This is a genomic window from Streptomyces sp. NPDC041108, assembly GCF_055592645.1.
The window spans coordinates 77,411-91,654 of record NZ_JBVIYK010000023.1 but is presented as its reverse complement, the minus strand read 5'-3'; the positions used below and the strand labels follow the sequence as shown (position 1 = coordinate 91,654).

Here is a 14,244-nt window from a genome sequence, read left to right as displayed (position 1 = left end):
AGCGACGAGCTCTCGGCGGTCGAAGGACTCACCAGGCTCCGATCAACTCGAACTCGAAGCTGAGACTGCCGATCCACAAGTCTTGACTATTGCTCCCAAAGCCGCCGTCGGCAAGACACTCACCATCGCCGACGGCGGCTACCCCGGCACCGGACTCGTCATGCCGCACCGCCGACGCAAAGGCGAAGAACTGCCGGAGTGGAAGCAGGCGCACAACAAGTCCCACAAGCAGGTCCGCGCCCGCATCGAGCACACCTTCGCCCGCATGAAGACCTGGAAGATCCTTCGCGACTGTCGCCTCAAAGGCGACGGAGTCCACCACGCCATGCTCGGCATCGCCCGTCTCTACAACCTTGCCCTCGCCGGATAGGCGAGACGACCTCACAGCGGCCGACCCCGCCCGAGGCGACTCAAAGTGATTTACGGGACAGCCCTAAGGACGTCCTAGCAGGCGGCCAAAGCGTTGTCGGTTCTCGTCAACATTTCTGCGGCGTTGATCGCCAAAGTGCTGTCCGAAACCGTCGACAAACGTTGTCCGCTCTCGCTTACGAAACCAGGCGGGCGGTCGACCAGGACGGCAACGTCCTGGACATCCTGGTACAGAGCCGCCGGGACAAGGCCGCGGCCAGGCGTTTCTTGCGCCGCCTGATGAAGAAGACCCGCATGGTGCCGCGGGTGATCGTCACCGACAAGCTCCGCTCCTACGGCGCGGCCCACCGCGAGGTCATGCCCTCCGTCGAGCACCGCTCCCACAAGGGGCTGAACAACCGGGCGGAGAACAGCCACCAGCCAACCAGGCAGCGCGAACGGGCGATGAAAGGCTTCCGCGGCACCGGCGCAGCCCAGCGGTCCCTGTCCGCGTTCAGCGGCATCTCACCCCACTTCCGACCCCGACGGCACCTGATGACCGCCACCGAACACCGCACCGAGATGATCAACCGCTTCGCCATCTGGGACCAGATCACCGGCGCCACCGGCCAGCTCACCGCAGCTTGTGTCGAGACTGACACCCGGTACACCACACCCTGGCGTACCGTCAGACACTCACACGCCCAACAACGTGACAGCGCCGTGCAGGTTAATGCGGTGGTGTCGACGCAGTCGGCGGCGTCGTCACCGTTTGAATGTGACCCCGCTCAGGTCGCTGAAGATCGGGAGGGGGACATGTCGAAGGCGCGTGCCTCGCCGCAGAAGTCATTGCGGTCGTTGACGTGCAGGCTCTCGATGTACTCGATGCCCGCTCATCACGGCGGGCCTTGGAAAGCGCCTCATCCATGAGCTCACGGCCGTGGTCCGCCATCTGGCGACGCCACCTGTCGTGGGCGTGCGTCGGTCGGCTGCGATCAGGCTCCCGGGCCCCGTGCCTCCGGCTGGTCGCTGTTGCCGTGTGCCAGTGACGCGAGAATTTCCTTGCGGCAGACATCGAGGATCTCGTCCGCCAACGGAGAACCGTCCGGGCATGCCCGCGACAACACGATCGCGCCGATCGAATGGGCGAGCATGTCGATCACCATCGTGCGGGCCGCGCGCTGGTCCGCATCCCCCGGCGTATCGCTTTGGGGCTGAAGGGCCGTCAGCAGGTTCTCGATCCCGGCTGCGAACTCTGTTTTGATGTCCGCCGGCTGACGTGCGGCGTCGCCGCCGAGGGCCGCGATGGTGCAGCCGTCGCTGCGCCCGTCGCGATGCTCCCGGGAGACGTAGCGCTCGACGAACTCGGCGAGGTCCAGACCTTCTGTCCGTGCCACGGCCTGCGAGAGCCCGCTCGCGGACGCTTCGGCCATCAGGTCGGCCTTGGAGCGGAAGTGCTTGTAGAACCCGCCATGGGTGAACCCGGCGGCTGCCATCAGTTCTGCCACGCCGACACCGTCGTAGCCGCGCTCCCGGAACAGCCTGGAGGCTGTCGCGACGATGTGGGCACGGTTCTGCTCTGCCTGTGCCTTGGTGACCCGCATGTCCAGCCGTCCCTTCCTCGGTCGACGCTCGACGGTCCAGCATACATAGATGTCGATCGGCATCAAAGTGCTTGACTTTTTGGATGACGATCGTCATCGTATTGCTCACCCGCCACAGAAAGGGCCAGGCCATGAGTGACACACACCTGACTGCACCGACTCAGTACATCGAGGTCGACGGCGACCGATTCGCCTACCGACGCTGGGGCAAGCCCTCCGGCGTCCCGATCTTCCTGGTCCAGCACTTCCGCGGAGGGATGGACCACTGGGACCCCCTGCTCACCGACGGCCTGGCCGAAGGCCGCGAGGTCATCCTGTTCAACGGGCGCGGCATCGCCTCGTCATCCGGCACGCCGCGTAACCGGATCGAGGACATGGCCGACGACATCGCCGCGGTCATCCGGGCGCTGGGGCTGGAGCAGGTCGATCTGCTCGGCTTCTCGATCGGCGGTTTCCAGGTACAGGAGGTCACGCTGCGCCACCCTCAGCTGGTGCGCAAGCTCCTCCTGCTCGGCACCGGCCTCCGAGGAGGGGACCCGACGAGTGACCCCAAGGTGCCTGACCACGCGCTGAATCCGGTCCACACGCTGGAGGACTTCCTCTTCCTGTTCTTCGGCCGCTCGGAAGCCGCGATCGAAGCGGGCCGGGCCTTCTGGGAGCGGCGTCACCAGCGGGCCGACCAGGACACGCCGGCCTCGCCCGCGGTCGCACAGGCGCAGGTCGAAGCGGTGATGGCCTATGCGGAACCGCTGCCGGGCGAGAATCCCTATGCGTTCCTGAATGCGATCACCCAGCCGACGCTGGTCCTCAACGGCGAGAACGACGTGATGATCGCCTCGATCAACTCCTGGCACCTCGCCCAGAACATCCCCAACGCTCAGCTGCTGATCTACCCCGATGCCGGGCATGGAGCGCAGTTCCAGTACCCCGAGCGGTTCCTGAAGCACGCCATTCAGTTCCTCGACGAGTAACACCTGCAGGGTTTCGGTGCGGCGGAAGACACTCCTGCCGACGGATCGTCGCCGATTTCGCCTGCTTGATCAGCCGCGCGAGAATCCGCCGGTCGGACCCGGGCCTGCCGGAGCGGCCGACCGAGATGGACGCATCCTGTGTGTCCAGGCGGGGTGCGCTGTCGCCCGCAGGAAGGCGACCCCGCCAACGATCATCGCCGACCCGGCCTTACCTCCGCAGCGAATTGCGCAGCAGAGTCATCATGGCCACTCACCCAAACCGTGTCAACAGTGGTGACACTTTTGCTGACACCACAGTTAACACCGCTGTTGACACCGGTGGAGCGGCGAGCCAGAGTGAGGTCGCCGAAGTTCGGCGTGTCCAGGCGATGAAGGGGCTCAGTAATGCGCATTGAAGTGGGTGGGTGGCTGCTGGGAGCCGCCGCGGCGGGCGCCGGGGCGGTGTGGCTGTGGCGACATCAGGACGAGGTGATGACCCGTCGCCCGGTCAATGAGTGGACGTTCACACACATGAATCTCCTCTTGCCCACCGAAGACGTCCGCCGCGGCGGGGAGGTGTTCCCCCTGCCCCGGCGACCGCGCCCCCTGGAAGTGACCTACGGCTTCGAGGGACGGGAGCGGAGTCTTGCCGAACTGCACGCTCGAACGAACACCACCTCCTTCGTCGTGCTGCATGGCGGCGAGATCGTCCACGAGTCGTATCCGGGGTGTTTCGCCGGCGGCGACGTACGGTTCCAGATGTTCTCGATGACCAAGTCGGTGACGTCGATACTGATCGGGATCGCCCTCGACGAGGGGGCGATCAAGGACGTGACCGAGCCGGTGACGGCGTACTGCAAGTGGCTGGTGGGCTCCGCCTTCGACGGGGTGACCATCGAGCATCTGCTCGACATGAGCAGCGGGGTGGGTGACCTGGTGGAGGACCACACCGTTCGGGGCAGTCTGATCAACCGGTTCACCAAGGCCGCCGCAGGGGGCGGCTCACTGCACGAGGTGGTGTCCTCGGCCGAGCGTTCGACCGAGGCCGGCACGCAGTTCAGCTACTCGACGATCGACACCCAGGTCCTGGGATGGGTGCTGGAGTCCGCCACCGGCCAGTCCCTCGCGCGGTACGCCACGGAGCGCCTCTGGAGCCGCATCGGCGCGGAGCACGACGCGTACTACTGGCTCACCCGTGGGCATCCGCGTACCGCGATCGCCGGCGGCTCGCTCAATGCCACCGCCCGCGACATCGCCCGGCTGGGGCTGCTGATGTCCCGTGGTGGAGAACTGGACGGGCAGCGCATCGTGCCTGGGGAATGGGTGGCGCGCAGCCGGGGTCGCGGGCTGCCGCATCTGGAGGTCGGTGCGCTGGGACCCAGCGGCTACCCGCATTACGGGTACAGCAACAAGTGGTGGACACTCGGCGGCGAGCGACGTCCGTTCACCGCGGTGGGGATCCACGGCCAGTACCTGTATGTGGACCCGGATGCCGACGTGGTGATCGTCAAGACCAGCGCGTGGCCGACGGCGGACGACCCCTCGCGTGACGCGGAGTCCGTCACGGCACTGCGGGCGGTGGCCGACCATCTGCACGAAGACCACCGTTGACAACGCCGTCGGTAGGATGACGGCCATGACACGCGCGAAGACCAATCCGGCAGGAGCTACTCCCGCGCGGCGGAAGCAGCGTCCGGCATCCTTCCTCACCCCGGATCTGATCCTGGACACCGCGATGGCCGTGATCGAGAGAGATGGTCCTGAGGCGCTCACCTTCCGTCGGCTGGGCACTGATCTGGGCGCCGACCACACAGCCGTCCTGCGGCACTTCCGCAGCAAGGACGACCTGCTGCTCGGCCTGGCCGCCCGGCTGGTCGGCGATGCCCTGCACGACTTCGCACCGTCGGAAAGCTGGCGCGAGACCCTCGCGTCGCTCGCCCGACGGATCCGTGCCGCATGCCTGCGGCACCCGGGTGTGGCCGTCCTGGTCGCGGCCCGCACCTCGCGGCGCGAGCCGGAGTTCCAGGGCGCCGACGTGGTCATCGGCGCCCTGCTCGAGGCCGGCTTCCAGGGACGCGAAGCGGCCTCGTACTACCGGGTCCTGGCCGAGACGGCACTCGCCGCCAGCGCCTTCGAGGCTTCCTTCAACGTGCTGGACAAGGGCGCTCAGGAAGGCGACCGGCTGGCCTGGCGCCGCGAGTACCTTACGGCCTCGCCACAGCGGTACCCGAACCTGGCGCAGGTCGCCCCCTATCTCGCGGAAATCGACGAAGAGGACCAGTTCGAGACCGCGCTCGGCCTGTTCCTCGACGCTGTGGAGCTCCGCGCGCAGCGCGCCCGCGGAGAAGGAAGCGAACATACGGAGAACTGACGCCTCGTCGGGCAACGGGGCAATGAGCGGTGTGCATCGTGAAGTTGCTTGCCGGGCACCGTCACCTCAAGACCCAGTTCCTCGCCCGCCGCCCCGGTCTGGACCGGGCCGTCGGCGTCCCGCACGATCGCCCGGATCCTGCGGTAGTCAGCGGGCAGGGCGCCCTCGTGGGGAGTCTCGCTGCGGTACGAGATCAGTAGGACCGCCCGTCCCGTCCACCCGGGCGGGCGGGCGACGGGGCGACGGCCGCGACGACTCCTCCGCGGCCTGGTCCTGATCAGCCGGCCGGTGCAGGACCCGCTCGGCGATCACCAGTTCCACCTGCTCGGCTTGGACCTCCTGCGGTTGCTTGGCCAACTCCTGGGTAATCAGGTCCAGTTCACTTCGGAGAGCGATGATCCGCTCCAGCTCCTGCATCCCCGCGCCTTCGCGGTGTACCGGCCGGTGACGGATCAGCCAGGTCTCGATGCGTTTGACTCCGCTGCGGCGGATTGCGGCCGGCGTCCGGTAGCCGGTCAACAGCAGGATCGTCCCCTTGCTCGTCAGGCTGAGCGATCGCTCAAACGCCGGGAAGATTTCCAGGAGTTGTTCCCGGAGTCGGTGTGATCTGGCGGGTGCGGTCGTTGACGAGGTCGGTGCGGCGTCGGACCAGGATCTTGAGGTCGACGCCTGTCTCGTCACCGGGCCGGAGAACGCCGAGGTCCTTGCGCATGCCGGCCTGGTTGGCGATGGCGAACGCATCCTGCGCATCCGTCTTGCCCTGCCCGCGGTAGGCGGCCGATGCCTGGTGCACGGCGAGGCCGGTGAGGTAGACCATCGGCTGGCCGTGGCCAGCCAGTAGCCCGATGAGCAGGGCAGCACCACCGTGGTTGACGTCCACTGCCCACCACGCGTCCTCGGACAGCGCGAGTACGTCGCCGATCAGCTCAAAGCAGCACGGATTCATCGTTCAGAACCCGCCGCGACAGGAGGTGTTCGCCTTGCGCGTCGATCACTACGCAGTGGTGATGTTCCTTGCTGATGTCCACGCCAGCCCAGATCTCGGGCACGGCCACCTCCGCCAGCTCGTCGTCATTCCGGTCCCGCAGACGACCTCGCCGACGTTGGCCTGCACAGCGATCGAGTCGCGTATCCCCATTCGCGGTCGAGCCGTCAGCAGGGTTCCGAGCGGCCAAGTCATTTGAGCCATCGGACGGCGACAAGCTGACACCCATACCCGGAATCCCTGGATCCGATGATCTTACGAATGATCGCCTCTGACCCACGCTTGGAAGGTAGGACAAGCTGAGGTTGCGGCCCAGGCGGGGATGACCGCCCAGGCCGGATCGGCGCAGCAAGCGGCGGAGTATGCAGTGCGCCCGCGCCGTGACGGCGGGGGGCTGAGGATCTCCAGCTCGCTGCCGTCCGCCCGGATGCCCGCCGCCCATGGCGGGCCCGGGCGGTCGTGGTCGAGCAGGATCCGCAGGGCGCGTGCGCCGGTAACGATGCGCGCTCCGTCGGCGCATGTGTCGGGCAGGAAGGACAACTGCACGCTCTGCTTGGCGCCGGTGGGACAGCCCACCACCCACTGGCAGGAGCCTTGTAGCCCAGTGCGCGCGGCAGGGGCGGTCGCAGGTTCCCCGACCACCTCTGCCGCACGTTCGTCGATCAGGCGGCCTGCTTCGCCGCCGCCCGTCCCGCCGCTCGCCCGGAGAAGAGGCAGCCGCCGAGGAAGGTGCCCTCCAGGGCGTTGTAGCCGTGGACGCCTCCGCCTCCGAAGCCGGCGACCTCGCCCGCCGCGTACAGACCGTCGACGGGTCGGCCGTCGGCGCCCAGGGCGCGGGAGTCCAGGTCGGTCTGGATGCCGCCGAGGGTCTTGCGGGTCAGGATGTGCAGCTTGACGCCGATCAGGGGGCCGGCCGCCGGGTCGAGGATGCGGTGCGGGGTGGCGACGCGGCCGAGGCGGTCGCCGATGTAGCGGCGGGCGTTGCGGATGCCCTGCACCTGGGCGTCCTTGCTGTAGGGGTGGGCGATCTGGAGGTCGCGGGCCTCGATCTGGCGGCGGATCTCGGCCGCGTCGAGGAGCGGCTTGTCCGTCAGCTGGTTCATCTTCTCGACCAGTTGCTCGACGGTGGAGGCGGTGACGAAGTCCGCGCCCTTGCGCAGGAACGCGTCCACCGGCCCCGGGGCGCCCTTGCCGAGCAGCCGCTCCTTGAGGAACCCGGCCCGGTCCTTGGCGGTGATGTCGGGGTTCTGCTCGGAGCCCGACAGTGCGAACTCCTTCTCGATGATCTTCTGGGTGAGGATGAACCAGGAGTGGTCGTGACCGGCGATGTCCGCGTCGGTGCGCAGGTGCTTGAGGGTGCCCAGGGTGTCGTAGCCCGGCAGGCACGGGTCGGGAAGTCGGCGGCCCAGGGCGTCGAACCACAGGGAGGACGGGGCGGGCAGGATGCGGATGCCGTGGCCGGGCCAGATCGGGTCCCAGTTCTGCAGGCCCTCGGTGTAGTGCCACATGCGGTCGCGGTTGACGAGCCGTACGCCCGCCTCGGCGCTGATGTCGAGCATGCGTCCGTCGACGTAGGCGGGGACGCCGGTGATCATGTTCGTGGGCGGGGTGCCGAGGCGCTCGGGCCAGTAGCGACGGACGATGTCGTGGTTGGCGCCGATGCCCCCGGTGGTGACGACGACGGCCTGCGCGGTGAGTTCGAAGTCGCCGATGCGGTCGCGGTTGGAGGCGACTCCGCGGGGCGAGCGGTCTTCGGCGAGGACCGTGCCGCGCACCCCGCGCGCGGAGCCTTCCTCGATGACCAGCTGGTCGACCTGGTAGCGGTGGTAGAAGGTGAGCAGCCCATCGCGGGCGGCCTGCTTGGCGTGGTCGACGAACGGCTCCACGACGCCGGTGCCGGTGCCCCAGGGGACATGGAAGCGGGGCACGGAGTTGCCGTGCCCGTCGGCCCTGAGGTCGCCGCGCTCGGCCCAGCCGACCGTGGGCAGGAACGTGATGCCGTGTCCGTCCAGCCAGGACCGCTTCTCCCCCGCCGCCCACTCGACGTACGCGCGGGCCCAGCGCACCGCCCAGGAGTCCTCGTCGTCGACCCGGTCGAACTGCGCGCTGCCCTGCCAGTCGTTCCAGGCCAGGTCGAAGGAGTCCTTGATGCCCAGGCGCCGCTGCTCCGGGGAGTCGACGAGGAAGAGTCCGCCGAAGGACCAGAAGGCCTGGCCGCCGAGGTTGGCTGCGTTCTCCTGGTCGACGAGCGCGACCCTGCGGCCCCGGCTGGTGAGCTCGTGCGCGGCGACCAGGCCCGCGAGGCCTGCTCCGACGACGATGACGTCCGCATCCATGGCGACCGATCCTTTTCTTGTTGGGAGGGCTGGTTGGGGAACTCATGGCGGGGTGCCGCTGCCGTCGGTCAGCAGCGCGTTGAGCAGCTGTTTGAGCCAGACGCGGGCGCTGTCGACGTCCTGGGCAGTTCAGTGCCGCTCATCGGTCACCGTTCCTGTGATCCGCGAGCGCCTTCACGGTGCGCCGTCCGGGGCGGGCCTGCAGCACAGCTCTTCTTGGATTGCTGTCATGGCTGTCTTATCTATTGATGTGGGTCTGAACTGCTCACTCGTAAGATCGGCGAGGCCCAGGGGCCCGGGGTATGGCTGTCATGGGTGAGCCGCTGGATGGCTTGAAGGACATGGCCGCCCCGGACCCCGCGACGACTCGACCGCCAATTGGGAGACGCGACTCGATCGCTGCATAGGACAACGTCGGCGAGGTCGCCTGCTGGGTTGACGTGACGACGAGCTGGCGGAGGTGACCGTGCCTGAGATCTGGGCCGCAGTGGACATCGGCAAGACGCACCACCATGCGATGGTGATCAACAGGGACGGCGAACGGCTGCGGTCCCGCCGCGTACTGAACGACGAGTCCGAGCTGCTGGAGCTGATGATGCCCTGGCGATATCCACCGACGTGCTGTGGGCGGTCGACCTCAACCACGGCGCCGCCGCCCTGCTGATCGGACTGCTGCTCTCGCACGGCCAGCCCATGGCCGGGTTCGCCAGCCTGGCTCCGCAGCCTCGTGACTGCGGCCGCGTCAGCGGCAACTTGCGCAGACCCCGCCGCTATCACCGCGGCCTGCTGCGGGCCATGTACCTCTCGGCGATGGCCAGTCTGCCGGCGCGCCCGGCTTCCAAGGCGTACTACCGGCGCAAGCGGAACGAGGGGAAGGGACACAAGCAGGCCCTGCTCGCTCTCGCACGCCGACGCCTCAACGTCCTGTGGGCCCTGATCCGTGACGGATCGTGCTATCACGCTTCACCTCCCGTCACGGCTGCGGCTCGACAACACGATTGGGATGTCCTTCGTGGAGTGCCGGAGAAGGGGTCCAACGACCCCGCCGTCATCATGACCGCTCGCCCAAAGTCGTGTCAACAATGGTGACACCTTTGCTGACATCAGCGTAGGCACCTCTGTTGACACCGGTGGAGCGGCGAGCCAGAGTGGGTGCGTCCAAGTCGAAGAGCACGCCGGTGAGGGAATGATCATCGGCATCGTGGACACCGGCTTCGACCCGTCGAACCCGATGCTCGCCCCACTTCCGGAGCCGCGCCCCGACGCCGAGGCCATCGCCAAGAAGTGGCACGGCACGTGCGACGAGGGCACCGACCCCGACCCCGCCAACCGCGTCACCTGTAACAACAAGGTGATCGGCGCCCAGTGGTTCCGCAAGGGCGTGGCCGCGCCCACCCCCGACGACGTGGCCTCGCCACTGGACCGGAACAGCCACGGCACACACACCGGTACGACGGCCGCCGGGAACCACGGCGTCAAGGCGTCGATCCCGGGCACCGGCACCAGCGGAAAGCTCAGCGGGGTCGCGCCGGCCGCGCGGCTGGCGTACTACAAGGCCTGCTGGAGCACGAACTGCTGGGGCGTGGACACCGTGGCCGCGTTCGCCCGGGCCGTCGCGGACGGCGTGGACGTCATACGGACGACCCCTTCAGATTCGGCCGGCGCGAACGCCTCGACAGCGCCCCGCGGCGTCCTCGGCGCCCGGGTGGACAGCGCGGCCGAGGCCGCCGCGCTGCTCCTGGACCCCCGAACCGGACGGCCTCACCATCCTCACTGCCCCCGAGGTCGTCATCGACGCAGACCGCGCGGAGATCGAGGCCGGCCTCGACGGCGAAGCCCTTGTCCTGCCCACCCTGGTGCACTGCCGTATCACCCCCGGCGCGCTGCGCGTCCGCCTTCCCCGCAAGCGGCCCGGTATTCCCAAGCATCAACCGCGCCTGGACTGGCGCCGGTTGCCCAAACTGGCGGCCACGGTCGGGCACACGGCAGCACCCCGCCGCGGACGCGGTCACTCGAGCATGCGCTGACCCTCCTTGAGCGTCCGGGTCCCTTGCACCCGTCAACGCCCGGCCCAGGCTCGCGGGACGTTGCACACGGCGGCCGAGGAGGTCACCTGGGCGTGGAGATGAAACCCCATCTGCCTGCCTTGCAACCGTCGCTGAATCGAACAGTCCGTTCCCGGCGGCGCACGCCGAGCGCCGGCGTCCCATTGAGATGGGTGAACCCCTCGAATGCGACACGGTGGTTGAAGGCCACAGCGACCAACTCGCCCTCACAGGCTGGCAGGATGCCGAGGCAGCCGGGCGCCCGGGCGAAACCGAACCGTCGGGTCCAACACTTGGTGAGGCGGGCGCCCCGCCGCCTCAGGGACTGACCGGAGGAGGCCGACGTCAGAACCGGTGCGGATGCGTCCAGGTGACGCGTAAGCCGTTCGCCGGCATGTCCCCGTCGGGGAGCGCCCGCTGCGCACCGGGGAAGTCACCACGCACGGCGGTCCAGGATCCCATCACGGCCGGTACGAGGGTCATGCGGACGACGAACGCGTCCAACTGGACACCGATGGCGAAGACGAACGATCCCGAGGCGGTCAGGAGGGAGGCTTGGCAGGTGAGGGTTGCCGAAGAACTCCCTGAAGCTGATCAGGAATCGAGGTGCCGACCGAGAACATTGACGAGAGCAGTTCAGCAGCGCGTCGGGGTCCGGCGGGTTGTACGGTGCCCCGCGGACGTATGGCCACCGGCGGTGGGAGCAGGCGGACTCCAGGAAAAGCGGGGAGCGCACCCAGACGTCGTACAAGGTGACGCAGCGGCAGACCGGCGGCGCTGGCTGCGGTGCGCAGGGAGTCCGGGGCACGGATCAGCTCGGTGATTGTCAACGGGGTCCCGTACCAGCTGCGGGGCGGAGCGGCGCGGACAGCCCGAATTATCGGGTTGCCATGGAGTGGTTCGGGTGGCGTCAGCAGCGGCGTGACGCCACCCGGGGCGGGATCAGGCAGGCACAGTCGTGGGCCGCGCCGCCACCGGCTTGTGCAACGGTTCGGAGTGGTCTCAGCCGCCGCCGACACATCGTGGGGCGGGTGTTTCATTCCGCTGGTGCGGCTGGTTTCTCGGTGGTCGTCCTCGCGATGGGCATGGCCTGCGGGTGGGGTGTGACGGATGCGGTGGTTGCTGCCGCGTCGCTGGATGCGGTCATCTTGAGGAGAGGGAGTGCGGCGATGAGTGTTCCGGCGGTGAGGAGGATGCTCAGGACGCCGTCGCCCATGTTGTCCATGATCGCGCCGACGGCCAGGGGACCGATGCCTGCGCCGAGTGCTCCGGCGCCGCTGAGGGCGGCCACCCACCGTCCGGTGGAGTCGATGACCGAGGCGGCGGCGAGTATCTGTACCAGGACGGCCAGCCAGCACGTCTGCCAGATGACGGCGGCGGCGATGAACAGGGTGGGGCTGTGGATGACGATGAGGAGCCCCGTGCTCAACGCTTCGACAACGACGAACCCGGTCATCGAGCGCAGGCGGCCGAAACGCTTCACGGCGAGCGGTCCGGCCACGGCTCCGGCGAGTGCGACGACGCTGGAGATGGCCAGGACGACGGAGAGCGCAGAGGCGGACATGCCGGTGTGGCCACGCCCCAGGACGGAGGCGTAGGACCAGACTCCCTGCGTGACGGCCATCAGGAGGCCGGCACCGGCCAGCAGCACGGCGGAGGGACGGGCCGACCGGGAGCAGTTCGCGTTGGGGACGGGCGCGGAAGGACTGCCCGCCGGGCCCGGGCCGTCGGGGAGGCGGCCCACCAGGAACCAGCCAGGCAGGCAGCACACGGCCAGCAGGAAGAAGCCGGTTCCCCCGCCTGCGGACTCGTTGACGGCCGGGAAGGCGAGGATCAGCAGGGCACTCGCGAACAGCGCGCCGGTGACGGCGATCGAGGAGGTCTTGTCGGCGTCGCCGCCGGCGCCGGCCAGGGCGGTGGTGGAGGCGGCGTAGACGGCTCCGAGTCCGGCGCCGAGCACCAGGCCGGCCGCGATCAGCGTCAGAATGTCGAAGGCGAGGGCGGCGCCGATGAATCCCGCGGTGGCCAGGGCCAGCCCGCTGCGGGCCATCCGGACGCGTCCGGGGCGGGCGGCGCGGTCGGCGAGCAGGAGGGTGGTGATCGCGACCGCCGTCAGCTGGCTGGCGGCGACGAGTCCGGCGCTGGTGCTGGACAGGTCGAAGCGGTCGGCGAAGTCGTCCACGAAGACGGGCATCACGTTACTGCCGCTGCTGCCGAGCGTGATTCCGGCGATCAGGGCAGCAGCGACGGTGAACGTCAGCGCGGTGTCGCTGGTCGTTTTCACTGAATGCCCCTTGCACGGAGGGCCGCCTGGCAGGCGGGCGCGGGAGCGGGAGGGAAGAGGAGCATCGTCAGAAACCTCAGAACTGGTAGGCGGTCGGGTGCCGTGTCCAGTACTGGAGCGGCGAAAGGAGCCTCCGGGCAGAGAGAGTGGCTCGACCCGGACGCGTTCGGGGGCGCAGGCCAGCGGCAGGCGGTCAACCGGCCCAGAGGTAGTCGACGTAGTGCTCAGGGCGTACGGGGCGCTCTGGCGGGCGCTGCGGCAGGTGATGGAACCAGCCGGGGGGCTCGGTAGCGGGCAGGTGCTGGGTGGCATCAGGGCCGGGTGTGCGGTGTGCGCCGAAGGCTTGGCCCGGCCCGACGGTCACCGGGTGATGGCGGCTCGGCACCAGACTGTCAGTGGTACCCGGGCCTGGGCGGTCAGGCATTGACCTTCCGCAGCAGACGGGTCGGGAGCCGGGCCAGCAGGTATTCGACGACGGTCCAGGGCACCCGGGGCACTGTCGCGTGGACGGCGCCGGACTCGATGCGGTCCATGATCTTGCGGGCGCCCGTGCGGGTGTCGATGAGGAACGGCCGTTTGTCGCCCAGGGCTTCGTTGATCGGGGTGTCGATGTAGCCGGGGGCGACCGTGGTCACGGTGATGCCGCTGTTCCACAGCTCGCCTCGCAGCGACTGAAGGTACCTGGTGAGCCCTGCCTTGGAGGCGCAGTACGGCGCCCCGCCCGGCAGGCCCGCCCCGGCCACGACGGAGGAGAAGCCCACCACCTGCCCGCCGCCCTGGCTGCGGAAGTGTGCGACGGCCGCGTCGATGGTCGCCATCGCACCCAGCAGATTGACCTCGACCACCGCGCGGTGCGCCGCGAAGCGGCCCTCCCCGATGTTGCCCCCCATGTCGACCCCCGCGTTGGCGATGACCATTCCGAGGCCGCCCAGTTGCCGGGCCGCGTCGTCGACCGTCCGCGCCACGGCCTCGTGCTCGGTCACGTCGAGGGCGGCCACGGTCACCGAACGCTGCGGGAACGCGGCGGTGAGCTGTGCCCGCAGTTCTTCCAGGACCTCGATTCTGCGCGCGGTGAGGTACACGTCGTAGCCGCGGGCGCACAGCTCGGCTGCCAGCGCCTTTCCGATGCCCGAGCTGGCACCGGTCAGGAACGCGGTTCTCGCGGGCAGCGGGGGCCGGCCCGGGTCGACGAAGGGCAGCTTCCCGAGCAGGCGGCGCGCGGTGGACAGTTCAGTGCCGTTCATCGGTCACCGTTCCTGTGATCAACGAGCGCTTTCACCGTGCGTCCGTCCGGGGCGGGCCTGCAGCACAGCTCTTCTCG

At 68.7% G+C, this 14,244-nt stretch carries 11 protein-coding genes and 5 pseudogenes; 9 read left to right on the top strand and 7 right to left on the bottom strand.

Features of this window, described 5'->3' with window-relative positions:
* Positions 1-82 precede the first annotated feature (82 nt).
* Both ACZ6BB_RS38255 and ACZ6BB_RS38250 read left to right on the top strand, forming a co-directional pair.
* Entirely contained in the window at positions 83-370 is a 288-nt protein-coding gene (locus tag ACZ6BB_RS38255) for a transposase (protein WP_471619715.1), read from the top strand.
* Positions 371-558: 188 nt separating this feature from the next.
* Positions 559-868 (top strand): annotated as a pseudogene (locus tag ACZ6BB_RS38250) (IS6 family transposase); the annotation flags it as partial.
* Positions 869-1,343: 475 nt separating this feature from the next.
* Here ACZ6BB_RS38250 and ACZ6BB_RS38245 read toward each other — a convergent pair.
* Positions 1,344-1,952, bottom strand: a complete 609-nt coding sequence (locus tag ACZ6BB_RS38245; protein WP_471619714.1) for a TetR/AcrR family transcriptional regulator — start codon at positions 1,950-1,952, stop codon at positions 1,344-1,346.
* Between the two features lie 83 nt (positions 1,953-2,035).
* On the opposite strand from ACZ6BB_RS38245, the gene ACZ6BB_RS38240 reads away from it, so the two are divergent.
* The 3 genes from ACZ6BB_RS38240 (at position 2,036) to ACZ6BB_RS38230 (ending at position 5,273) form a co-directional block, all read left to right on the top strand.
* Positions 2,036-2,923 carry an alpha/beta fold hydrolase gene (locus ACZ6BB_RS38240; RefSeq protein WP_471619713.1) on the top strand — a complete coding sequence of 296 codons (888 nt, stop codon included), beginning with the start codon at positions 2,036-2,038 and terminating at the stop codon, positions 2,921-2,923.
* A 384-nt stretch (positions 2,924-3,307) separates the two neighbouring features.
* Positions 3,308-4,513, top strand: coding sequence for a serine hydrolase domain-containing protein (locus ACZ6BB_RS38235; RefSeq protein WP_471619712.1), 1,206 nt, complete (start codon positions 3,308-3,310; stop codon positions 4,511-4,513).
* 25 nt (positions 4,514-4,538) lie between these two features.
* Positions 4,539-5,273, top strand: a complete 735-nt coding sequence (locus ACZ6BB_RS38230) for a TetR/AcrR family transcriptional regulator (RefSeq protein WP_471619711.1) — start codon at positions 4,539-4,541, stop codon at positions 5,271-5,273.
* 453 nt (positions 5,274-5,726) lie between these two features.
* On the opposite strand, the pseudogene ACZ6BB_RS38225 reads toward ACZ6BB_RS38230, so the two are convergent.
* The 3 genes and pseudogenes from ACZ6BB_RS38225 to ACZ6BB_RS38215 form a co-directional block, all read right to left on the bottom strand.
* Positions 5,727-6,322 (bottom strand): annotated as a pseudogene (locus ACZ6BB_RS38225) (IS110 family transposase); the annotation flags it as partial.
* A gap of 191 nt (positions 6,323-6,513) precedes the next feature.
* Positions 6,514-6,900, bottom strand: a complete 387-nt coding sequence (locus ACZ6BB_RS38220; RefSeq protein ID WP_471619710.1) for a GMC family oxidoreductase N-terminal domain-containing protein — start codon at positions 6,898-6,900, stop codon at positions 6,514-6,516.
* 20 nt (positions 6,901-6,920) lie between these two features.
* Complete coding sequence (locus ACZ6BB_RS38215) at positions 6,921-8,594, bottom strand: FAD-binding dehydrogenase (protein ID WP_471619709.1); 1,674 nt, start codon at positions 8,592-8,594, stop codon at positions 6,921-6,923.
* A gap of 466 nt (positions 8,595-9,060) precedes the next feature.
* Here ACZ6BB_RS38215 and ACZ6BB_RS38210 point away from each other — a divergent pair, with 466 nt between their 5' ends.
* From ACZ6BB_RS38210 to ACZ6BB_RS38195, 4 genes and pseudogenes are all read left to right on the top strand, one after another.
* The gene (locus ACZ6BB_RS38210; protein ID WP_471619708.1) at positions 9,061-9,258 is read left to right on the top strand and encodes an IS110 family transposase; all 198 of its coding nucleotides are present in this window, start codon (positions 9,061-9,063) and stop codon (positions 9,256-9,258) included.
* A gap of 29 nt (positions 9,259-9,287) precedes the next feature.
* Positions 9,288-9,578, top strand: a pseudogene (locus tag ACZ6BB_RS38205) (transposase); the annotation flags it as partial.
* 202 nt (positions 9,579-9,780) lie between these two features.
* A pseudogene (locus ACZ6BB_RS38200) lies at positions 9,781-10,170 on the top strand (S8 family serine peptidase); the annotation flags it as partial.
* A gap of 59 nt (positions 10,171-10,229) precedes the next feature.
* Positions 10,230-10,621 (top strand): annotated as a pseudogene (locus ACZ6BB_RS38195) (diacylglycerol kinase); the annotation flags it as partial.
* A 363-nt stretch (positions 10,622-10,984) separates the two neighbouring features.
* On the opposite strand, the gene ACZ6BB_RS38190 reads toward ACZ6BB_RS38195, so the two are convergent.
* The 3 genes from ACZ6BB_RS38190 to ACZ6BB_RS38180 form a co-directional block, all read right to left on the bottom strand.
* Positions 10,985-11,122 (bottom strand): hypothetical protein, encoded by a 138-nt coding sequence (locus ACZ6BB_RS38190; protein ID WP_159424298.1) that lies wholly within the window; start codon positions 11,120-11,122, stop codon positions 10,985-10,987.
* A gap of 553 nt (positions 11,123-11,675) precedes the next feature.
* Complete coding sequence (locus tag ACZ6BB_RS38185) at positions 11,676-12,923, bottom strand: MFS transporter (RefSeq protein ID WP_471619707.1); 1,248 nt, start codon at positions 12,921-12,923, stop codon at positions 11,676-11,678.
* A gap of 416 nt (positions 12,924-13,339) precedes the next feature.
* On the bottom strand, positions 13,340-14,167 hold the full coding sequence (locus tag ACZ6BB_RS38180) for an SDR family NAD(P)-dependent oxidoreductase (protein WP_471619706.1): 828 nt from the start codon (positions 14,165-14,167) through the stop codon (positions 13,340-13,342).
* Positions 14,168-14,244 lie beyond the last annotated feature (77 nt).

Coding starts and splice junctions, on each gene's coding strand:
- ACZ6BB_RS38245 (WP_471619714.1), bottom strand. CDS start 1,952: ATGCGGGTCACCAAGGCACAGGCAGAGCAGAACCGTGCCCACATCGTC.
- ACZ6BB_RS38240 (WP_471619713.1), top strand. CDS start 2,036: ATGACGATCGTCATCGTATTGCTCACCCGCCACAGAAAGGGCCAGGCC.
- ACZ6BB_RS38235 (WP_471619712.1), top strand. CDS start 3,308: ATGCGCATTGAAGTGGGTGGGTGGCTGCTGGGAGCCGCCGCGGCGGGC.
- ACZ6BB_RS38230 (WP_471619711.1), top strand. CDS start 4,539: ATGACACGCGCGAAGACCAATCCGGCAGGAGCTACTCCCGCGCGGCGG.
- ACZ6BB_RS38215 (WP_471619709.1), bottom strand. CDS start 8,594: ATGGATGCGGACGTCATCGTCGTCGGAGCAGGCCTCGCGGGCCTGGTC.
- ACZ6BB_RS38190 (WP_159424298.1), bottom strand. CDS start 11,122: ATGACCCTCGTACCGGCCGTGATGGGATCCTGGACCGCCGTGCGTGGT.
- ACZ6BB_RS38180 (WP_471619706.1), bottom strand. CDS start 14,167: ATGAACGGCACTGAACTGTCCACCGCGCGCCGCCTGCTCGGGAAGCTG.